Here is a 19,219-nt window from a genome sequence, read left to right on the forward strand (position 1 = left end):
AACAGCTAAGCGGCTCGTCGCCGTGTCTGCAAAGAGACTCCTTCTAAGTTGGAACCATTCTTGGCGAATGTGTCGTGGGAGTGGCCTCGCGGTGAACGGAGTGCGGCCGAACAGCAGTTGAGGCGACGCGGCGGTTACGGAGCGTCGCGATGCCTTCCTCTCGCCGGGTACGTGGCGGCGCTGCGGTGGACCGGGATTCGCCGCATCAGTAGCCGGCGATGGCGAGACTGACCACGCCGGCGAACATGACCCAGCCGAAATGCCGCCCGCGCGTCGCCAGCGCATTGGCGCCTGCAGCGAAAGCGAACACGACGATGACCGTGGTCACAGTCCAATGTCGCGCCGACTCCGACGCCATTTGCGGAGCGACGGCGAGCAGCACGCCACAGCCGATCCACGCCACCGCGCCAGTCTGCCAGACCAGCCGCAGCAGGGTTCGCAGCCGCTCCGGCGAGATGGTGGCACGCGCGAAAACCATCGTCTCGCCGAGCACGCCGTGGATCAGGGCGACGGCGATCGCCATCAGCCCTGCGGTTACGAGCAGCGCATCGCGCATGGCATGCCTCCATACAGTTGTGTATGGACGATGCACGAAGCCCTGGCGGTCGTCAATACAGCTGTGTATGGTCGTCTCATGGTGACGACATGACCGATCAGCTCTCGGCCGACGATTGGCTGACACAGGGATTGAAGGTGCTGGCCACCCGGGGCTTCACCGCGCTGAAGGCGGAGCCGCTGGCGAAAGCCATGGGCGTGTCGCGCGGCAGCTTCTACTGGCATTTCGCCGATGTGGCCGGGTTTCACGCGGCCCTCCTCAAGAAGTGGCGGGAGATTGCGGCCGAGCAGATCATCACCGGGGTGGAGGCGAACGCCGGCGACCAGCCGGCCATTGCCGTGCTCCTCCGCCGCGCGTTCAACGTCAAGCTCACCCTGGAGCGCGCCGTGCGCAACTGGGCCGGATCCGACCCCGCCGCGCGGCAGGCTGTCCAAGCCATCGACAGGCGCCGGCTGGGCTATGTCGAGAGCCTGCTTGCAGCCGAGGGACTAGTGCCGGCGATCGCGCGCGCACGCGCCCAGGTGCTGTACTGGACCTTCCTCGGCCACGCGCTGTCGGATCGGCCGTTGCCGGCCGAGCAACTGGACGCGGTCATCGACGAGCTGATCCGGATCGCCCGGCACAAGCCTTGAAGCACGACAAGCGAGCGGACGTTATGCTACAGAGGCGCCCGCCGGAGACCCTTGCCATGAACGCCCCGCTCGAACGCCCCGCCAATTCCGTCGATCCCAAGCTGCTCGAGATCCTGGTCTGCCCGATGACCAAGGGCCCACTGGAATACGACGCGGCGAAACAGGAGCTGGTCTCGCGGTCGGCGAAGCTCGCCTACCCGATCCGCGATGGCATCCCGATCATGCTGCCCGAGGAAGCGCGGAAGATCGACTGACCGATGCGGCCCGTCGTGATCCGCTGTGCGCTCGCCGTGGCGCTGATGGCCCTCGCTTCGGGGGTCTCGGCCGAGGAGAGCGCCGTTCGCGTCGGCGCACTCGACGCCGTCCTGACGACGCCAGCGGGTGTCGAGCGCCCGCCGGTGGCGCTGCTGATCGCCGGCTCCGGGTCGACGGACCGGGATGGCAATGGGCCGCAGCTCAAGCCGGCGACCTTGAAGAAGCTCGCCGAGCAGCTCGCCACCCAAGGCATCGCCAGCCTGCGCTACGACAAGCGCGGCGCACGCGGCTGGAAGGCGGAGTTCGGCAAGCCGGAGGACTTCCGCTTCAAGGACTACGTCGACGACGCCGCCGCGCTGGTCGACTTCCTGCGCGGCAAGTTCGCCCGCATCGTTCTCGTCGGCCACAGCGAGGGCGGCCTGGTCGCCATCCTCACCGCCCGCCGCACCCCGGTCGACCGCCTCGTGCTGCTCACCACATCGGCGCGGCGGCAGGGCGACCTGTTGAAGGCGCAGCTCGAGAAGAAGCTGCCGGCCGCGAAGATGGAGCCGGTCGCCAAGGCGATCGACGCCATCATGGCCGGGCAGGTCGTGGACCCGCCACCGCCCGAGCTGCCGGTCGCACCGAGCATGCAGCCCAGCATCGGCTCCGCCTTTGCCGAGGACCCGATCGATCCACTGAAGCAGCTCACGATCCCAATTCTGATCGTCGGCGGCGCCCGCGACCACCAGATCGCACGCCTCGACATGGTCGCGCTCGCCGCCGCCGCACCGGCCGCCAAGTCGCTATGGCTGCCGGAGATGAACCACGTCCTGGTCGACGTCGCCAACGAGGACGAGAACCTCGCCTCCTACAACGACCCCGAACGTCCGCTCGACCCCGACATGGTCGAGGCCGTCGCCGGCTTCATCGCCGCCGCAGGCCCGCGCTGAGCTCTTTGTTCGAGCATGATCTTTTCGGAAAACCGGTCTCCAGTTTCCGGATCATGCTCTACAGCGCCTCACCCTTCAGCAGCCGTGGCATCTCTCCGGTGAGGCCCGCGGCCTGCTTGATGAACAGCTCCTTCAACGGCGGCGCGCGATCGACGATGCCAAGGCCGATGTCGCGCACGGCCCGCAACAGCGTCGACTTGTTCGAGAACAGGAAGTTCAGCGAATTGGTGGCAACGCCCATCGCCATCGTGTCGAAGCGGCGCCAGCGCTGGTAGCGTTCGAGGACATCGACCTGCCCCGGATCGATCCCCATTCTTGCCGCATCGACCACGACCTCGGCCAGTGCGGCGACGTCTTTCAGCCCCATGTTGAGCCCCTGCCCCGCGATGGGGTGGATCACATGGGCGGCGTCGCCGACCAGCGCCAGCCGCGGCGCGATGAACGAGCGGGCGACGAAGTAGGACAGCGGAAAAGCGCGCGGCTGGTCGAGCACCTTCAACTCGCCGAGATGCAGACCCGCGCGCTTCTCCAGCTCGGCATGGAATTCATCCGCGCTGAGCGCGACGAGGCGCTTCGCCTCGGCGCGCCGCTCGGTCCACACCAGCGAGGAGCGCTTGCCGGTCAGCGGCAAGATCGCGAATGGTCCGGGCGGAAGAAAATGCTCCTCGGCGCGGCCGCCATGGTCGCGTTCATGACCGATGGTCGCGACGATGCCGGACTGGTCATAGTCCCAGCCATGGGTCTGGATGCCCGCGCGCTCGCGCAGCTTCGAACGCGCGCCGTCAGCGGCCACCAGCAGGCTCGCCTCGAGCTGGCTGCCGTCGCCCAGAGTCACCGCGATGCCGTCGGCCCGCGCCACGAAGCCGGTCACCGGCATCGCCTTGAGCTCGACGCCTGCGGCCTCCGCATGCCGCACCAGCGCATCGATCAAGAGCCGGTTCTCGACCATGTGCGCGAACGGCTCGCCGGCCTCGACCTGGCCCGCAAACGTCAGGAACGACGGGCGGGTCGCGTCCTCGAGCTTGGAATCGGTAATGACCATGTCGAGGATCGGCTGCGCCTGCGGCGCCACGTCCGCCCAGACCCCGATCGCATCGAACAGCTTGCGGCACGCCGCGACGATGGCGCTGGCGCGTGGATCGCGGCTCGGCCGGTTGGCGAGCGCCGGATCGGCCACGATCACCGGCACTTCGGGACCGAGCCCCTGCCGAAGCGCGAGCGCGAGCGCCAGGCCGGCAAAGGCCCCGCCACAAATGACAATGCTTCGCTGTGTCGTCATGCCACCCTGCTCACAGTTACTCTTGCGGGAGGATTATAGCTGGGCGAAACAGGGGCGTGAACCAAGGGCTGCCACCCGAGGCCATCAATTCCGGATGCCTGATCCCGCGAGAACGGGACCGGAGCGGCCGGCCGAGCCAGCGAAAGCACGACGCCATGTCCAAGGGACTGATCGACCTGATCTCGATCCTCGATCTCGAGCCGATCGAGGTGAACCTGTTCCGCGGCAACAGCCCGAAGACGAGCTGGCAGCGCGTGTTCGGCGGCCAGGTGATCGGCCAGGCGATGATGGCGGCGTGCCGCACCGTCGAGGGCCGGCTGCCGCATTCGCTGCACTGCTACTTCATCCTCCCCGGCGACCCGCAGGTGCCGATCATCTACCAGGTCGAGCGTCTGCGCGACGGCAAGAGCTATGCGACGCGGCGCGTCACCGCGATCCAGCACGGCAATGCGATCTTCTCGATCATGGTGTCGTTCCACAGCGACGAGGAGAGCGCGTTCAACCACCAGGACAAGATGCCGGACGTGCCGCCGCCGGAGAAGCTGACGGCGGAGGAGATCTCCAAGCAGCCGATGTTTCAGGAGGTCTTCCAAAGGATGCCGGACTTCATCCGCCGCTACTACGAATCCGACCGGCCGATCGAGCTGCGCCCCGTCGAACTGAACCGGTACTTCGGCCAGAAGATCGAGGATGGCCGCATCAACGTCTGGATCAAGACGGCGGCGAAGCTGCCCGATGATCCGGCGCTGCACATGTGCGCGCTGGCCTATGCGTCGGACTTCTCGCTGCTCGACGCGGTCATGGCGCGCTATGGCCGCACCTTGTTCGACAAGCGCATGATGCCGGCCTCGCTGGATCATGCGATGTGGTTTCACCGGCCGTTCCGCGCCGACGAATGGCTGCTCTATGCGCAGGATTCGCCGAGCGCGCAGGGCGGCCGCGGGCTCACCCGCGGCTCGATCTTCAAGCCCGACGGCACGCTGGTCGCCTCCGTCGCGCAGGAGGGCTCGATCCGCGAGCGCCGGGCCTAGCCGCATCACACCGGCTGTGCCGTCCGCGGGACGACCGCGAATTGCGACACGTACCAGGCGCTGTACCAGCGCAGCAGCCACGGGATCGGAATGATCACCGAGCAGCCGAGCACGAACGCGAAGGTGCGCCACAGCACCTGCAGGCCCGAGCCGGTGAACACGACCTCGCGCCGCGTCCCCTGGATGTTGCGGCAGACCCAGCGCATCCAGGCGGTCAGCACCCAGGCCCAGCCGATGACGGTGATGCCCGACACGATCATCAGCAGGTACCAGCCGGCATAGACGACGGGGCTGCCTTCGAAATGGATCGGCAACCGCTCGCCATTCGAAGCGAGGTTGCTCAGCAGCCAGCGCAGCACCATCCAGCCCAGGAACGCCGGGGCAACCAGCGAGATCAGGTTGAGGATCGGCCGGTCGCTGAGGCCGACATAGGCCAGCACGCCCATCGCGATGAAGACGTACCAGATGTCGAGCGGCTGGCCGGTGAAGGTGAGGTTCGGCCGGCCGGGCACCCGCATCCGCTCGATCACGTAGCGGTAGAGATAGACAGCGGTCCAGGGCGTGATCACCACCAGGAACTGGCCGACGACATACAGCAGTGTCCAGCCGAGATAGGACCAGGTGTCCAGCTTGACCGAGAGCGCGCCGCCCGACGCAGGCACGCCGGCCTCGAACGCGGGCGGGACGCCGGGGGAGATGCTCGGCACGCCCGACATCAGGCCGGGAATGCGCCCGGCCTTCTCCCAGCCGGCCATGCCGTCGCTCCACAGCAGCGTCTCGGCCGTGACGACACCCCGGGCGATCAGGTCGCGCAGTTCGTCTTCCGAAATGGGGCCCTGTTGCTGGCCTTGCGCCGCGTAATACCAGGAACGATTCGACATGGGATGTCCTTGAATGTGGGATGGCAGGAAAACGTCTTCAGTCTGTCGGGCGATGTCGCGTTCCGTTCAGTGATATCCGTCACTCCTTGACGTTTTCGCTTAACGCTGCGCTGATTTTGTGCCATTTGCCTAGGAACAGGCCAAAATGGCCATCCCAAGCCTGCCTCCGAAACAGGCTGCTCCTACCTGAGGAAACCAGGGCCCGCCCATGAAGCTCGTCGTCGCGATCATCAAACCCTTCAAGCTCGACGAGGTGCGCCAAGCCCTCACCGCGATCGGCGTCCACGGCATGACCGTCACCGAGGTCAAGGGCTACGGTCGCCAGAAGGGCCATACCGAGATCTACCGGGGCGCCGAATATATCGTGAACTTCCTGCCCAAGCTGCGCATCGAGATCGCGGTCAACTCGGACATCGCCGAGAAGGCGGTCGAGGTGATCACGACGCACGCGCGCACCGGCCAGATCGGCGACGGCAAGATCTTCGTGACGCCGATCGATCATGCCCGCCGCATCCGCACCGGCGAAACCGACACCGACGCACTCTAAGCCCGTCAAGCAGCCGCAACGGCTGCACGCCCGCCGCAACGGCGCGGCGGACTGCAAAATCCTAACATCTGACATGCCGGGGGGACTGTCATGGAGACCAGCGCGTCTCGTAGCCTGCGCGCGTCTGCAGCATTGGCTGCAGCGGGAGCGATTGCCTTCACCACGCCAGCAGCGGCCGCAGCGCCGTCCACGATCGAACCGGCCGACACCGCCTGGATGATCGTCGCCACCGCTTTGGTGCTGATGATGACCATTCCGGGTCTGGCGCTGTTCTACTCGGGCATGGTGCGCAAGAAGAACGTACTGGCGACGATGGCGCAGAGCCTCGCAGCCGTGATGCTGATCTCGATCCTGTGGGTCGCATTCGGCTACTCGCTGGCCTTCGTCGGCGACGGCACCTGGATCGGCTCGCTCGACCGCGCCTTCCTCGCCGGCATGGGCATGGACAGCGTCCATCCCGGCGCCAAGACGATCCCCGAGTCGCTGTTCATGCTGTACCAGATGACGTTCGCGATCATCACGGTGGCGCTGGTGGCGGGCTCGGTCGCCGACCGCATGCGCTTCTCCGCCTACCTCCTGTTCAGCATCGCATGGTTCATCTTCGTCTATGTGCCACTGGCGCATTGGATCTGGGGCGGCGGCTTTCTCGCTCAGGCCGGCGTGGTCGACTTCGCCGGCGGTCTCGTCGTGCATCTCTCCGCGGGCACCGCGGGATTGGTCGCCGCGCTGGTGATGGGACGCCGCCAGGGCTACGGCAGTGAGAACCTCTCGCCGTTCGACCTGTCGCTCGCGGTGGTCGGCACCGGCCTGCTCTGGGTCGGCTGGTTCGGCTTCAATGGCGGCTCGGCGCTCGGGGCGAATGCGCATGCGGTGATGGCGATCCTGACGACGCATCTGGCCGCCTGCGCCGGCGCCGTCACCTGGGGCGCGCTGGAATGGTCGACGCGGCGCAAGCCGTCTGTGCTCGGCATGATCTCGGGCGCGGTGGCCGGCCTCGGCACCATCACGCCCGCGTCCGGCTTCGTCGCCCCCTGGCATGGGCTGGTGATCGGCGCGCTCGCCGGTATCATCTGCTACTGGGCCTGCACCTCGCTGAAGCACCGCTTCAACTATGACGATTCGCTCGACGTGTTCGGCGTCCACGGCGTCGGCGGCCTCACCGGCACCGTGCTGGCCGGCGTGTTCGCGACCGCCGCGATCGGCGGCACGGCGGGGCTGATCGAGGGCAACCCGAAGCAGCTTGCGGCCCAGCTCTACGGCGTCGCCGTCACCCTGGTGTGGTCGGGCGGCGTCACCTGGGGGCTCCTGAAGCTGGTCAGCGCCTTCGTGCCGCTGCGGGTGTCGCGTGAGCACGAGCTGGAAGGACTCGACATCTCCCAGCATGGCGAGGCGCTGCAATAGCTGCAGCAATTGACGCCAATTGACCTGTTCGGCGCCGCAGGATTCTGCCCGCGCGCTGAGCAGCATTGTGTCTTGAGCCTGACATGCGCAACTTTTGCGCATGTCTGCCCATTCCTTGAGCGCGACGGAATAGCGCAGCCCCTGCTGCCCCTCCCGAGGGGTGAAAAGGTCAGGATTCACCGCTCGTTAGCCCTGACCAGCCGTCTGGCACGGCATTTGATTCTATCGCTCCCGGCTGTGCCCGCGTCGTGAAGATTTCTCCGCGTGGTGAACCTCAGTCGACAGGAAGCGCTCGGTAACGTCCGTGCCGGGCCCAAGCGGGGATAGGACCCATGAAAATTGTTATGGCGATCATTAAGCCATTCAAGCTCGAAGAAGTCCGAGACGCCCTGACCGCCATCGGCGTTCATGGTCTCACGGTGACGGAAGTGAAGGGGTACGGCCGTCAGAAAGGTCATACGGAAATCTACCGCGGCGCCGAATATGCGGTGAGCTTCCTGCCCAAGATCAAGATCGAGGTCGCGATCCCCTCCGACCAGGTCGACAAGACCATCGATGCGATCAGCTCGGCCGCCAAGACCGGCCAGATCGGCGACGGCAAGATCTTCGTCATCAGCCTCGACCACGCCGTGCGTATCCGCACCGGCGAAGCGGACGCTGCGGCCCTTTGATTTCGCGCTCAAACCAGAACACTTACGGAGTACAATAAAATGACGTTCAAGCGTCCAACCAGCGCGGGATGGGTTACGCTCGCAATTGCAGGGCTCTGCGTCGCAGGCCTCGTCGATGTGGCGTTCGCCGAGGACGCGCCTGCCGCCGCTGCCGCAGCCGCCCCGGTTCCCAACAAGGGCGACGTCGCCTGGATGCTCGTGTCCAGCGCGCTCGTCCTGATGATGTCCATCCCCGGCCTCGCGCTGTTCTATGGCGGCCTCGTCCGCACCAAGAACATGGCCTCGGTCCTCACCCAGGTGTTCGCCATCGTCGCCATGGTCGGCGTGGTCTGGACGCTCTACGGCTACTCGCTCGCCTTCACCGACGGCGGCAGCATGACCTCGTGGGTGGGCGGCTTCTCCAAGGCCTTCCTGCACGGCGTCGACGCCAACTCGACCGTTCCGACCTTCTCGAACGGCGTGGTGATCCCGGAGCTGGCCTACTTCGTGTTCCAGATGACCTTCGCGATGATCACCCCGGCCCTGATCGTCGGCGCCTTCGCCGAACGCATCAAGTTCTCGGCGGTGATGCTGTTCATCCTGCTCTGGGTGACCTTCATCTACTTCCCGATCGCGCACTGGGTCTGGTACATCGCCGCTCCCGATGACGTCGCTGCTGCTGCCAAGGCTCTCGCTGCCGCTGGCGACGCTGCCGCCAAGACCGCCGCCCAGGCCAAGCTCGACGAAGTCACCGGTGCTGTCGGCTGGCTCGCCGGCGCCGGCGCTCTCGACTTCGCGGGCGGCACCGTCGTTCACATCAACGCCGGCATTGCCGGTCTGGTGGGCGCGGTTCTGATCGGCAAGCGCACCGGCTACGGCAAGGAGCTGATGGCTCCGCACTCGCTGACCATGACCATGATCGGCGCCGCGCTGCTGTGGGTCGGCTGGTTCGGCTTCAACGCCGGCTCCAACCTGGAATCGAACGGCGTCACCGCCCTGGCCTTCGTCAACACCATGGTCGCGACCGCCGGTGCGGCGCTGTCCTGGCTGCTGTGCGAATGGGCCGTCAAGGGCAAGCCGTCGCTGCTCGGCATCTGCTCGGGCGCGGTCGCCGGTCTCGTCGCCGTTACCCCGGCCTCCGGTTATGCCGGTCCGATCGGCGCGCTGGTGCTCGGCCTGATCGTCTCCCCGGTCTGCCTGTTCTTCGTCTCCACCGTGAAGAACGCGCTGGGCTATGACGACGCGCTCGACGTGTTCGGCGTGCACTGCATCGGCGGCATCATCGGCGCTCTGGCCACCGGCATCCTGGTCAACCCGGCTCTGGGTGGCGTCGGCATCACCGACTACACCAACATCACCGGCAACAACGCCGGCACCTACGACTTCGCCACGCAGATGCTGGCGCAGATCAAGGCTGTCGTCGCCACGCTGGTGTGGTCGGGTGTCGGCTCGGCGATCCTCTACAAGGTCGTCGACGTGATCATCGGCCTGCGCCCGACCGTGGAGCAGGAGCGCGAGGGTCTCGACATCACCGACCACGGCGAGCGCGCCTACAACTACTGAGTTCTCCCGGGACTTGGTCGTACGCGACCAGGTCCGCAACTTCGGTTCGGGCAAATACCCGGCAATGCCCTGACCGTTGAGGGGCTCCAGCGCAAGCTGGGGCCCCTTTCTTTGTGTTTGGATCGTGAGGGCCGAGCGCGCGCCAAATAGCCGATGTCGTCCCTGCGAACGCAGGGACCCATACCGCGTGATGTTTGTAAGAGGCAGGCTGCGAGTCCGTGCAAGACAACTGAACCCTGTGGTTATGGATCCCGGGTCGGCGCGCTTCGCGCTTGCCCGGGACGACAGCTGTGGTTGGCGGTCCCGGCGTTGCCTCGACAAGCAGCTCGAAGGCGAACGATCTCGTTCTCGCGACACAATGCGCCCGAGCTGTGCTGAAACTATCGCCCTCCTCAAACAGAGGGCGCAGGGAAGGCCGGGCGCTGGCCGCGCCCGTGGCCCGCCAGCGAAAGAAAATGCTGGCGGCAGGCACCACAGGTCTGGCCGAACACACCCGGCCCTCCCTGCGCGATTGGTTTTAACGGCTGCTTCGCGTTCTCCCTGGTGCGCCGGGCTGTCTGGCCACCATCACGAGCGCGACACGCTGAGGGTATCGGCACCCGCTTGATATCAGCGTCGGGATATCAGGACCGCGCGACTTGACCGTGCGTGCATCGCCGTTCGTCTGCGCGATCAGCTCACGCTGCGTCGACCCACGCCCATCGCATCCCACTGCCAACGATCCGTGACGGTCGCGAAACGTCCCTCATGCGGCAGCAGGGACGTGCGGAAATCTGCAGGTGATTTGCCCGACGGTGCAATGCCGACAGCGTGCGACAAACTAACACGACGGGCAATTCGCGCATGTCGGGAATGCGGAAACTGCCCGACGGGCAACAGAGCAGGCTTTGATCCGCACAATAGCGCGGGGATGCCAATCCGGTTGCAGCGGCAGAAAACACAGCTTAGCGGTACTGTTCGCTGGCTCCGGCTGATCTTAAGAATTGGAACCCGGCCGTAACAGCGATCGCCGCTGCAGCCGGCACATGGGGGATCAGGATGAAGCATCGCTGTCGGTACGTAGTCGTCGCCTCCGCCATTTGGCTCACCGCCGCAACGCCGCCATCGGCAAGAGCCCAAGCGACATCACAGGAGTCCTTGGCGGCCGCGAAAGAGCTGGTCTCCGTGATGCATATGAATGACCAGGCGACAGCCCTGTTGCCGATCATTCTGAAGAACCTGAGACCGACGATCGTCCAGGGGCGCGCCGAGGTCGCTCTGCAATATGATGCGTTGATCCCGAAGTTCACCCAGGCCTTTCAGGGCAGGGTTTCCGAATTCTCGGATGCGATCGCGGTCGTCTATGCCAGGAACTTCTCGGCGGACGACCTCAGGACCATGGCTGAGTTCTACAGGACCCCGACAGGTCAAAGAGTCCTGCAGAAGCTGCCGTCCGTCACCCAGGAGTCGAGCATTGCCGGGCAGAAATTTGGTCAAGCTCTCGGCGAAGAGATCAGGAAGCAGATGGTCGATGAACTGAGGAAGAAAGGTCTCGATCTCTGATCCGAACTCCCGATCGTCATGCAGCGGCGCTGCCCTGCGACATAACCGGCGCGACGGGCAATTTCCGTATGACAGGCTTGTGGTCCGTCCCGCCTCGCCATCCCCGGGGAAGCCGAACCGGGACGTCCACGGTCATGCCCCCGATGCCGGGCACGACACCGGATTGCAGGCTCAAACCTTGCCGCGGGCCGATAGTCCGGCGAACGACAACGCAAGTCGATGGTCAGCTCATGCGCCTTCGAACTTGAACGACACGTTGAGCTTGGCTCGATAGGCTTCCACCTTCCCCTTCGCGTCGAGCTGCATATCGAGCTGGACCACTTCTGCGACACGCAGGTCTCGGAGTGTCTTCGCCGCCTGCTCGACGGCGTTGGTAGCTGCCCTTTCCCAAGATTCGCTGCTGGTACCGATCAGCTCGATGACTTTGTAGACGCTGTCAGACATGTCGGTCTCCTGTTCGGTATGGAGCAGGAAGCAGGTGCTCCCTGCCACAACTGAACGTAGCATCATCGCGCGGCGCCTGAAAGGACGCAGCCTACCCATGGCAGCCGCGGGTCCGGAGCTACCACGAATGGCGCTAACGCCTTGCGCGTCTCACAAGCCCTTGCGCCCCTACACGCCGCCCAGCTTGCAGACGTGCTTCCATTCCGCAGGCGTGACCGGCTGCACCGACAGCCGCGACTGCTTCACCAGCGCCATCTCGCTCAGCATCTTGTCGGCCTTGATCGCGGCGAGCGTCACCGGGGTCTTGAAGGGCTTGTGCGCCTTGATGTCGACGCAGACGAACTTGCCGGTCTTGTCGGTCGGATCAGGATAGGCTTCCTTGATGATCTCGGCGATGCCGACGATCTCCTTGCCCTCGTTGGAATGATAATAGAAGGCGAGGTCGCCCTTCTTCATCGCCACCAGGTTCTGCCGCGCCGTGTAGTTGCGCACGCCGGTCCAGGCCTCCCCCTTCGCGCCCTTCGCCACCTGCTGGTCCCACGACCATACCGAGGGTTCGGATTTCACCAGCCAGTAGTTCATAGTTCCGTTCTCTTTCCATTCGTCGTGGCCGGGCAAGAGTGCGAAGCACGTCAAAGGCCCGGCCATCCACGTCTCACCGCCAGCCATATTATCTTAGACATGGATGCCCGCGACAAGCGCGGGCAAGACGGCGGAGATGGCTGCATGATCAGCGGCGTGGAGTCGCGCTACACCGCTCACTCCTCCGCCTTGAACGGGCGCATCATCAGCGCCTCGATCGCGGCATCGATCGTCACGGTGCCGGCGAGAATGGCGGCGACCGCCTGTGCCACCGGCATCTCGACGCCGCGCGAGGTGGCAAGTTCGACCAGCACCGGCGCGGTGTACTGCCCCTCGGCGAGCTTGCCAGCAGGGAGCGGCTCGCCGCGGCCGAGCGCGAGGCCGGCGGCGAAGTTGCGCGATTGCGGACCAGCGCAGGTGAGGATCAGGTCGCCGAGGCCGGACAGGCCGGTCAGCGTCTCGCTGCGCGCGCCATAGGCGCGGCCGAGCCGCACCAACTCGGCGAAGCCGCGCGTGGTCAGCGCCGCCAGCGCCGAGGCGCCGAGATTGCGGCCGGCAACGATGCCGGCGGCGATCGCCAGCACGTTCTTGGCGGCGCCGCCGATCTCGACGCCGCGCACGTCGGTCGAATGATAGGGCCGGAAGGTCGGCGAACCCAGCGCATGGACGAGGTCGGCCGCGAGCGCCTCGTCGGGCGCGGCGAGCGTCACCGCGGTCGGCAGCCCTCGCGCGACGTCGTCGGCGAAGCTCGGGCCGGACAGGATCACCGGGATCGCGTTCGGCGCGGCCTCCGCGATCACCTCGGTCATGAATTTATGGGTGCCGTGCTCGATGCCCTTGGCGCAGGCGACGAGCGGCGTGCCCGGACGGAGCAGCGGCGCGAGATGCATGACGGCGCCGCGCAGATGCTGGGCGGGGACAACGATGAGAACGGCGTCGGCGCGGGCGGCCTCGGCGAGATCGGCGGTCACGGCGATGCTGGGGGCGAGCGGAATGCCGGGCAGTCGCGGGTTTTCGCGGGCAGCAGAGATGCGCGCGGCGTGGTGGCTGTCGCGCGCGTAGAGCGTGACATCACGGCCGGCACGCGCGGCGACGGCGGCGAGCGCCGTGCCCCACGCGCCGGCGCCGACGATGGAAATGGTTTGGACGTGGGTCATGCGCCGCAAGCGCCGCTGCGCTCCCTCCTCCCTTGTGGCGGAGGGCTGGGGAGGAGGGTGCCACGAGCGACAATCCTTGTGGGGCCACCCCCACCCCCGACCCCTCCCCGCAACGGGGAGGGGAGTGCACCGCGTCCTGCGCACCAGCTTGCGTCACGATGTGCAGGAGCACGGCTCAACCGATGGCTGAGTTCAGCCAGCAACTCCGCCACCCTCAAAACCCCGCCCGCGTATTCGCGAACTTGCCCGGCACGCTGGCATTGGCATCCAGCAGCCAGCGCGCGCGCGGCGCGGCGTCCATGCCGTCCACCATCCCTAGCGCCAAACGCTCCAGCCCGGCCCAGGCGATCATCGCGCCATTGTCGGTGCACAGCGCCGGCGGCGGCATGATCAGGCGGGTGCCGGCCTGCTGCGCGACATCGTCGAGTGCGCCGCGGATCGCCTGGTTGGCGGCGACACCGCCGGCGGCCACCAGCGCGGTCGGCGCGCCAAAACGCTGCTTGAACAGATCGAGGCCGACGCGCAGGCGGTCGGCGGTCGAGTCCAGCACCGCGGCTTGGAAGCTGGCGCAGAGGTCGGCGATGTCCTGCTCGCTCACCTTGCCGAGTCGACCGATCTCGTTGCGCACGGCGGTCTTCAGACCGGACAGCGAGAAATTGGCATCGCTGCGGCCCTGCATCGGACGCGGGAAGGCAAAGCGCTGACCGTCGCCGTTGCGCGCGGCCTGCTCGACCTGCGGTCCGCCCGGATAGGGCAGACCCAGCATCTTCGCGACCTTGTCGAACGCCTCGCCCATCGCGTCGTCGACGGTGGTGCCGAGCCTGACATAGTCGCCGACGCCGGCGACTGCGACGATCTGGGTGTGGCCGCCGGAGGCCAGGAACAGGCAATAGGGGAAGTCGATTGCATCGGTGAGGCGCGGCGTCAGCGCATGCGCCTCGAGATGGTTGACCGCGATCAGCGGCGTGTCGTGCACCATCGCGATCGCCTTGGCGGTGGTGAGGCCGACGATGACGCCGCCGATCAGGCCCGGCCCGGCCGCCGCCGCGACGCCGCCGAGCGCGGCATAGTCGATGCCGGCCTCGCGCATCGCCGCGTCGATGAGATGGTCGAGCATGTCGACATGGGCGCGCGCGGCGATCTCGGGAACCACGCCGCCATAGATGGCATGCTCGTCGGTCTGCGAGCGCACGACATTGGAAAGGATCTGCCCCTTGCCGTCCGAATCACGCGCCACCACCGCCGCGGCGGTCTCGTCGCAGGTGGTTTCGATGCCCAGCACGAGCGTTTGCGATTCGTTACCCAATCTCAACCCTTTTGGTCATTATGAGTGCGCAGAACCGCCTAACACCACGAGGTCGCCAGGTGCAATCGTCCGTCCGTTGCAGCCCGGCCGATCCGTGTTCGACGGGAGCATAGCACATGGCCGTGCTGGTGACCCGTCCCGCCCCTGACAATGAACGCACCGCGAGCGCCCTGCGCGCACGCAGCTTCGAGGTGCTGCTGGCGCCGATGCTGCGCTTCGAGCCGGTCGCGCTGCCGCCGGACGTCGGCGGCGATGCCGCCGGACTCATCGTGACGTCATCGAACGCGCTGCGCGCGGCGGCGCCGCAGCTCAGGGCGTCCGCCTTGCTGCGCCTGCCGCTGTTCGCGGTCGGCGACCGGACGGCCGCAGCCGCACGCGAGGCCGGCTTCATGCAGGTGATCTCGGCCGCGGCCGATGCGACCGCGTTGCGCGACCTGATCGCAGACAGCGGCGTCATCGAGGCCGGGGCCACCCTGCTCTATCTCGCCGGCGCCGACATCTCGCGCGACCTCGCCTCCGAGCTCGCCGAGCGCGGCTTCGATGTGATCACCCAGACCGTCTATCGCATGGCGCAGGTGACCACCCTGCCGCGCGAAGTCTGCGACGCCTTCGCAGCCAACCGGATCGAGGCGGTGCTGCATTATTCGCGGCGGAGCGCGGTTGCGTTCGTGGCGGCCATCCGCGCCGACGGCGTCGAAATCTCGGCGCTGGCGGTGCCGCATGGCTGCCTGTCGGCCAATGTCGCCGAGGTGCTGCGCGAGGCCGGCGCCACCCAGGTCACAATCGCGGCGCATCCGGATGAAAACGACATGCTGGAGGGCCTGACCCGTGCGCTACGGTCGTGAATGGCGTAAGAGGGCCTGCTCAATCTTGCCTCAGCCAGGGAACTTCCACCATGGTCGATGAACCCGACACCGCTGCACCGGCCTCCGACACCGGGCGGCCGAAACGGCCACCGCCGACCATCGATTTGGAGCCGACCTCGCGCGAGGAGCGCCCGTCGGCCAGCGAGAGCGCGGCCGAGCGGCCGACCACGTCGCCCTGGTCGGCCCCGGCCGAAGCCTTGGCCGAGGGGTCGTCGGGCGCGGCGAGCCAGTCGCATCCGCATGGCGCCGGTGACGCCGAACCGGAATCGGCCGCCAGCGAGACGCCCGAGGAGACGGTCGCCGCGGCCGAGCCGCCGCACGCCGAGCTTCCTCCACCCCCGCCGCCGCGTCCGGTGTCGCCCTGGATCATCGCACCGTTCTCCGGCGCGGCCGCGGCCGCGCTGGTGATCGGCGTCGGCTGGATGCTGGGCTGGCCGCCTGTGCAGCCGCCCTCGGCGATCTCGCCGCAGTCCGCCGCTATCGACGAGCTCACCTCCCGCGTCGCCGGGCTGGAGCAGCGCGTCGGCAAGCCGGACGGCGCCGTGACCGGCCGGCTCGATGCCGCCGACAAGGCGATCGCAGCGCTGCGCAACGACGTCGCCGGCCTGCGCGCGCAGGCCGACAAGACCGTGGCGGCCCTCAACGATGTCCGGGCGCAGCCGCGCGACGGCTCCGCGCCGGCGCCCGCACCCGAGCCGGTCGATCTCTCCGGCCTGACGGCGCGCATCGACGCGCTGGAGCGGGCGAGCAAGAGCCAGAGCGCGGCGCTGGCACAGGAGCGCGCCAAGCTCTCCGCGGCGGCAGAGGCGGCCAAGCCGGCCGACGACGCGCCGTTGCGCCGCGTGGTCGCCGCGACCCTGCTCGACGTCGCCGTGCGTCACGGCGATCCCTATGGAGCGGCGCTGACCACCGCCAGATCGCTGGCGCCCGACGCGTCCGCGCTGAAGCCGCTGGAGGCATTCGCCACGACCGGCGTGCCGAGCCCCGCGGCACTGAGCCGCGAGCTGCTCACCATCGTGCCGAAGCTCTCGCCGCCGGCGCCCGAGAGCACCACGGGGACTTCGATCCTCGGCAAGCTCTCGGCCGGCGCCTCGAGCCTGGTCAAGGTCGAGCGTACCGACGGCGCCGGCACCGATCGCGGCGCGGTCGTGGCACGGATCACCGCGGCGGCGCTGCGCAACGATTTCGCCGAGGCCCGCCGCGAGCTGAAGGGTCTCTCGCCGGAGGATCGCGCCCCCGCCAATGACTGGCTCGCACGCGCCGATGCCCGCGACGCCGCGCTGTCGACCGCCCGCAAATTCGCCGACGACGCGATGACCGCGCTCGCCAAACCCGCGCAATAGGACGCCCATGTTCCGGATCGTCATTTTCCTCATCCTGGTCGGGCTCGCCGCTGCGGGCTCGGCCTGGGTCGCCGAGCAGACCGGCGACGTCGTCTTGAATTGGGGCCCGTGGCGGATCGCCATGACCTTGCCGGTGTTCGTGCTCGCGCTCGGCCTGACCATCGCGGCCTGCGTGCTGGTCTGGAACCTGATCAGCGCGCTGCTGCGGGCGCCCGGCCACATCCGCAAGGCGCATCGCGCCCGCCGGCATCAGCGCGGCCGCCACGCCATCACCCACGGCCTGCTGGCGATCGGCCAGGGCGATTCGACCGCGGCGCGGCAGCACGCCGACACCGCCAAGCGGCTGGCCGGCGATGATCCGCTGACGCTGCTCCTGCACGCCCAGGCGGCGCAGCTCGAGGGCGACCGCGACGGCGCCCGGCGCGCCTTCCGCGCCATGGCCGAGCGCCACGACACCCGCCTGCTCGGCTTGCGCGGCCTGTTCATCGAGGCGCAGCGCGCCGACGACGCCTATGCCGCGGTGATGATCGCCGACGAAGCGCTCAGGCTGGCGCCCAACGCCACCTGGGCCTCGCATGCCGTGCTCGGCTTCCGCTGCGCCGAGGCCGACTGGGACGGTGCGCTTTCGATCCTCGACGGCAACTACACCGCCGGCATGATCGACAAGCCGACCTACCGCCGTCAGCGCGGCGTGCTGCTGACGGCGCGCGCGCTGGCGCTGGAGACCGGGGATCGCGACCTGTCGCGCTCGAGCGCGATGGAGGCGGTGAAGCTGGCGCCGACACTGGTGCCGGCCGCGGTGCTGGCGGCGAAGTTCGAGAGCGAGGCGCACCAGGTGCGGCGCGCGATGAAGATCATCGAGGCGGCCTGGGCGGCGTGTCCGCATCCGGATCTCGCCGATGCCTACGCCCATGTGCGGCTCGGCGATTCGGCCACGCAGCGGCTGGCGCGGGTGGAGAACCTGGCCGCGCGGACGCCCGGCCATGTCGAAGGCGCGCTGGCGGTGGCGCGCGCGGCGATCGACGCCGCCGAATTCGGCCGCGCCCGCGAGGCGCTGGCGCCGTTCACGGAGGATCCGACCCAGCGCGTGGCGATGCTGATGGCCGAGCTGGAGCGCACCGAGCATGGCGATGCCGGCAAGGCGCGCGAATGGGCGCTGCGCGCGGTGCGCGCCCGCCACGACCCGGCCTGGACCGCGGACGGCTATGTCAGCGATCGCTGGCAGCCGATCTCGCCGGTCACCGGCCGGCTGGACGCCTTCCAATGGCAGACCCCGGTGGCGAGCCTGCCCTCGGAGCGCAGCAGCGTGATCGAAAGCTCGGCCTTCGCCGAAGCCGTGCTGGCCCCGCCGGCCCGGCCCGCCGTGGCCGAAGCCGCGGTCGAGCGGCCAACCGAGCCCACGAGCGAGCCCTTGGTGATCCCGCCAGCCGTGCAGGACAACGAGCCGCCGCGGCCGGCGGTCGCCGCCGAGCCCGAGCAGGCCGAACAACCGGTCGAGGCCGTGGACAAGCCTGTCGACAAGCCGGTGGATATCCCTGTGGACACGGCTGAGCATAGCCGGTTGATCGAGGCCGGCGCCGCCGAGCCGGCGCCGCCGTTGCAGGCCGCGGGTCCCGTCGAGGCCGAATCGGAGCCGGAGACGGAGGCCGAGCCGGACGCGGTCGCCGCCAAGCCGGCCGAGACGGCGGCAGCCGCGCCGACGCCGCTGTTCCGCACCCGCAACGATCTCGCCCGGCCGGCGGAGACGCCGATCCAGGCGATCGTCCCGATCATGCGGCCGCCGGACGATCCCGGCGTCGACGACGACGACCAGCCCCGCGACGAGTTCGCCGAGCAGCTCGCGCCCAAGGCCCAGGCCGGCGGCTGGCGCGGGTTCTGGTCGCGGTTCGGCGGCTGAGGACCGTCAGGCCCTCCCGCCGTTCCGGTCACACCGGTTCGTTTCGGAGCCGCGGCCGCGCGCGTTGTCCTTGCCAACGGGCCGTCCGCCCGATATCAGGAGCGCGTCCGCGTCGTCCGGCCTCGTGCCGGGCGCTCGCCGCTATGGTTCGCCGCAATAGCTCAGCTGGTAGAGCACGTCATTCGTAATGACGGGGTCGGGGGTTCGAGTCCCTCTTGCGGCACCACCCCCCTTCCGCAGCCGTCCTCCCTCGTTCGTTTCTCGCCGACAAGGTACTGAAAACAAAACATTTTCGGTCATTCGTGGCCGTCACGGTTTGTTCTCGTTCGTTGACAGCCGATGAAATTGTTGGCCT

19 protein-coding genes and 1 tRNA gene are annotated in these 19,219 nt (G+C 67.8%); 13 read left to right on the plus strand and 7 right to left on the minus strand.

The features are described from left to right. Positions 1-205 precede the first annotated feature (205 nt). Positions 206-556 carry a hypothetical protein gene (locus QW861_RS27840; protein WP_316193745.1) on the minus strand — a complete coding sequence of 117 codons (351 nt, stop codon included), beginning with the start codon at positions 554-556 and terminating at the stop codon, positions 206-208. A gap of 89 nt (positions 557-645) precedes the next feature. On the opposite strand from QW861_RS27840, the gene QW861_RS27845 reads away from it, so the two are divergent. The 3 genes from QW861_RS27845 to QW861_RS27855 are packed head-to-tail and all read left to right on the plus strand — an operon-like array spanning position 646 to position 2,375. Beyond that, complete coding sequence (locus tag QW861_RS27845) at positions 646-1,188, plus strand: TetR/AcrR family transcriptional regulator (RefSeq protein ID WP_316193746.1); 543 nt, start codon at positions 646-648, stop codon at positions 1,186-1,188. 56 nt (positions 1,189-1,244) lie between these two features. Beyond that, entirely contained in the window at positions 1,245-1,442 is a 198-nt protein-coding gene (locus QW861_RS27850) for a Trm112 family protein (RefSeq protein WP_006613415.1), read from the plus strand. A gap of 3 nt (positions 1,443-1,445) precedes the next feature. Further along, a complete protein-coding gene (locus QW861_RS27855) occupies positions 1,446-2,375 on the plus strand; it encodes an alpha/beta hydrolase (RefSeq protein WP_315750574.1) in 930 nt (309 codons plus the stop codon). A 58-nt stretch (positions 2,376-2,433) separates the two neighbouring features. Here QW861_RS27855 and QW861_RS27860 read toward each other — a convergent pair whose 3' ends face one another. Then, positions 2,434-3,654: a ubiquinone biosynthesis hydroxylase gene (locus QW861_RS27860; RefSeq protein ID WP_315750573.1), complete on the minus strand. Its 1,221-nt coding sequence runs from the start codon at positions 3,652-3,654 to the stop codon at positions 2,434-2,436. Positions 3,655-3,809: 155 nt separating this feature from the next. Between QW861_RS27860 and tesB the strand changes: the two genes are divergently transcribed. Next, entirely contained in the window at positions 3,810-4,685 is an 876-nt protein-coding gene (tesB, locus tag QW861_RS27865) for an acyl-CoA thioesterase II (protein ID WP_315715848.1), read from the plus strand. A gap of 5 nt (positions 4,686-4,690) precedes the next feature. Here the strand turns inward: tesB and QW861_RS27870 are convergent, their stop codons facing one another. Further along, positions 4,691-5,566: a DUF4339 domain-containing protein gene (locus tag QW861_RS27870; protein WP_315750571.1), complete on the minus strand. Its 876-nt coding sequence runs from the start codon at positions 5,564-5,566 to the stop codon at positions 4,691-4,693. Between the two features lie 208 nt (positions 5,567-5,774). On the opposite strand from QW861_RS27870, the gene QW861_RS27875 reads away from it, so the two are divergent. From QW861_RS27875 to QW861_RS27895, 5 genes are all read left to right on the plus strand, one after another. Beyond that, positions 5,775-6,113 carry a P-II family nitrogen regulator gene (locus tag QW861_RS27875; RefSeq protein WP_172112996.1) on the plus strand — a complete coding sequence of 113 codons (339 nt, stop codon included), beginning with the start codon at positions 5,775-5,777 and terminating at the stop codon, positions 6,111-6,113. A 90-nt stretch (positions 6,114-6,203) separates the two neighbouring features. Beyond that, positions 6,204-7,514, plus strand: coding sequence for an ammonium transporter (locus QW861_RS27880; RefSeq protein ID WP_315715846.1), 1,311 nt, complete (start codon positions 6,204-6,206; stop codon positions 7,512-7,514). Between the two features lie 332 nt (positions 7,515-7,846). Next, the gene (locus tag QW861_RS27885; protein WP_006611147.1) at positions 7,847-8,185 is read left to right on the plus strand and encodes a P-II family nitrogen regulator; all 339 of its coding nucleotides are present in this window, start codon (positions 7,847-7,849) and stop codon (positions 8,183-8,185) included. 39 nt (positions 8,186-8,224) lie between these two features. Then, the gene (locus QW861_RS27890) at positions 8,225-9,727 is read left to right on the plus strand and encodes an ammonium transporter (protein WP_315715845.1); all 1,503 of its coding nucleotides are present in this window, start codon (positions 8,225-8,227) and stop codon (positions 9,725-9,727) included. A 1,038-nt stretch (positions 9,728-10,765) separates the two neighbouring features. Beyond that, positions 10,766-11,269 carry a DUF2059 domain-containing protein gene (locus QW861_RS27895; RefSeq protein ID WP_315729398.1) on the plus strand — a complete coding sequence of 168 codons (504 nt, stop codon included), beginning with the start codon at positions 10,766-10,768 and terminating at the stop codon, positions 11,267-11,269. Positions 11,270-11,497: 228 nt separating this feature from the next. On the opposite strand, the gene QW861_RS27900 is transcribed toward QW861_RS27895, so the two are convergent. The 4 genes from QW861_RS27900 to tsaD form a co-directional block, all read right to left on the minus strand. Beyond that, complete coding sequence (locus tag QW861_RS27900; protein ID WP_042340486.1) at positions 11,498-11,713, minus strand: dodecin family protein; 216 nt, start codon at positions 11,711-11,713, stop codon at positions 11,498-11,500. A gap of 168 nt (positions 11,714-11,881) precedes the next feature. Further along, entirely contained in the window at positions 11,882-12,295 is a 414-nt protein-coding gene (locus QW861_RS27905) for an EVE domain-containing protein (protein WP_315750837.1), read from the minus strand. Between the two features lie 176 nt (positions 12,296-12,471). Continuing rightward, complete coding sequence (locus QW861_RS27910) at positions 12,472-13,452, minus strand: NAD(P)H-dependent glycerol-3-phosphate dehydrogenase (protein WP_316193747.1); 981 nt, start codon at positions 13,450-13,452, stop codon at positions 12,472-12,474. A 214-nt stretch (positions 13,453-13,666) separates the two neighbouring features. Further along, complete coding sequence (gene tsaD, locus QW861_RS27915; protein WP_315715842.1) at positions 13,667-14,734, minus strand: tRNA (adenosine(37)-N6)-threonylcarbamoyltransferase complex transferase subunit TsaD; 1,068 nt, start codon at positions 14,732-14,734, stop codon at positions 13,667-13,669. A gap of 140 nt (positions 14,735-14,874) precedes the next feature. On the opposite strand from tsaD, the gene QW861_RS27920 reads away from it, so the two are divergent. The 4 genes from QW861_RS27920 (at position 14,875) to QW861_RS27935 (ending at position 19,090) form a co-directional block, all read left to right on the plus strand. Next, positions 14,875-15,603: a uroporphyrinogen-III synthase gene (locus QW861_RS27920; protein ID WP_316193748.1), complete on the plus strand. Its 729-nt coding sequence runs from the start codon at positions 14,875-14,877 to the stop codon at positions 15,601-15,603. Between the two features lie 50 nt (positions 15,604-15,653). After that, entirely contained in the window at positions 15,654-16,967 is a 1,314-nt protein-coding gene (locus QW861_RS27925) for a hypothetical protein (RefSeq protein ID WP_316193749.1), read from the plus strand. 7 nt (positions 16,968-16,974) lie between these two features. Beyond that, positions 16,975-18,864: a heme biosynthesis HemY N-terminal domain-containing protein gene (locus QW861_RS27930; RefSeq protein ID WP_316193750.1), complete on the plus strand. Its 1,890-nt coding sequence runs from the start codon at positions 16,975-16,977 to the stop codon at positions 18,862-18,864. A gap of 150 nt (positions 18,865-19,014) precedes the next feature. Then, positions 19,015-19,090, plus strand: a tRNA-Thr gene (locus QW861_RS27935). Positions 19,091-19,219 lie beyond the last annotated feature (129 nt).

The organism is Bradyrhizobium sp. SZCCHNRI1029, assembly GCF_032487555.1.
GTDB lineage: Bacteria > Pseudomonadota > Alphaproteobacteria > Rhizobiales > Xanthobacteraceae > Bradyrhizobium.

Bases quoted from the DNA above. Each gene is read 5' to 3' on its own strand.
- QW861_RS27845 (WP_316193746.1), top strand. From the start codon at position 646: ATGACCGATCAGCTCTCGGCCGACGATTGGCTGACACAGGGATTGAAG.
- QW861_RS27925 (WP_316193749.1), top strand. From the start codon at position 15,654: ATGGTCGATGAACCCGACACCGCTGCACCGGCCTCCGACACCGGGCGG.
- QW861_RS27855 (WP_315750574.1), top strand. From the start codon at position 1,446: ATGCGGCCCGTCGTGATCCGCTGTGCGCTCGCCGTGGCGCTGATGGCC.
- QW861_RS27900 (WP_042340486.1), bottom strand. From the start codon at position 11,713: ATGTCTGACAGCGTCTACAAAGTCATCGAGCTGATCGGTACCAGCAGC.
- QW861_RS27910 (WP_316193747.1), bottom strand. From the start codon at position 13,452: ATGACCCACGTCCAAACCATTTCCATCGTCGGCGCCGGCGCGTGGGGC.
- tesB (WP_315715848.1), top strand. From the start codon at position 3,810: ATGTCCAAGGGACTGATCGACCTGATCTCGATCCTCGATCTCGAGCCG.
- QW861_RS27890 (WP_315715845.1), top strand. From the start codon at position 8,225: ATGACGTTCAAGCGTCCAACCAGCGCGGGATGGGTTACGCTCGCAATT.
- QW861_RS27905 (WP_315750837.1), bottom strand. From the start codon at position 12,295: ATGAACTACTGGCTGGTGAAATCCGAACCCTCGGTATGGTCGTGGGAC.
- QW861_RS27930 (WP_316193750.1), top strand. From the start codon at position 16,975: ATGTTCCGGATCGTCATTTTCCTCATCCTGGTCGGGCTCGCCGCTGCG.
- QW861_RS27895 (WP_315729398.1), top strand. From the start codon at position 10,766: ATGAAGCATCGCTGTCGGTACGTAGTCGTCGCCTCCGCCATTTGGCTC.
- QW861_RS27860 (WP_315750573.1), bottom strand. From the start codon at position 3,654: ATGACGACACAGCGAAGCATTGTCATTTGTGGCGGGGCCTTTGCCGGC.
- QW861_RS27870 (WP_315750571.1), bottom strand. From the start codon at position 5,566: ATGTCGAATCGTTCCTGGTATTACGCGGCGCAAGGCCAGCAACAGGGC.
- QW861_RS27885 (WP_006611147.1), top strand. From the start codon at position 7,847: ATGAAAATTGTTATGGCGATCATTAAGCCATTCAAGCTCGAAGAAGTC.
- QW861_RS27920 (WP_316193748.1), top strand. From the start codon at position 14,875: ATGGCCGTGCTGGTGACCCGTCCCGCCCCTGACAATGAACGCACCGCG.
- QW861_RS27880 (WP_315715846.1), top strand. From the start codon at position 6,204: ATGGAGACCAGCGCGTCTCGTAGCCTGCGCGCGTCTGCAGCATTGGCT.
- QW861_RS27875 (WP_172112996.1), top strand. From the start codon at position 5,775: ATGAAGCTCGTCGTCGCGATCATCAAACCCTTCAAGCTCGACGAGGTG.
- QW861_RS27840 (WP_316193745.1), bottom strand. From the start codon at position 556: ATGCGCGATGCGCTGCTCGTAACCGCAGGGCTGATGGCGATCGCCGTC.
- QW861_RS27850 (WP_006613415.1), top strand. From the start codon at position 1,245: ATGAACGCCCCGCTCGAACGCCCCGCCAATTCCGTCGATCCCAAGCTG.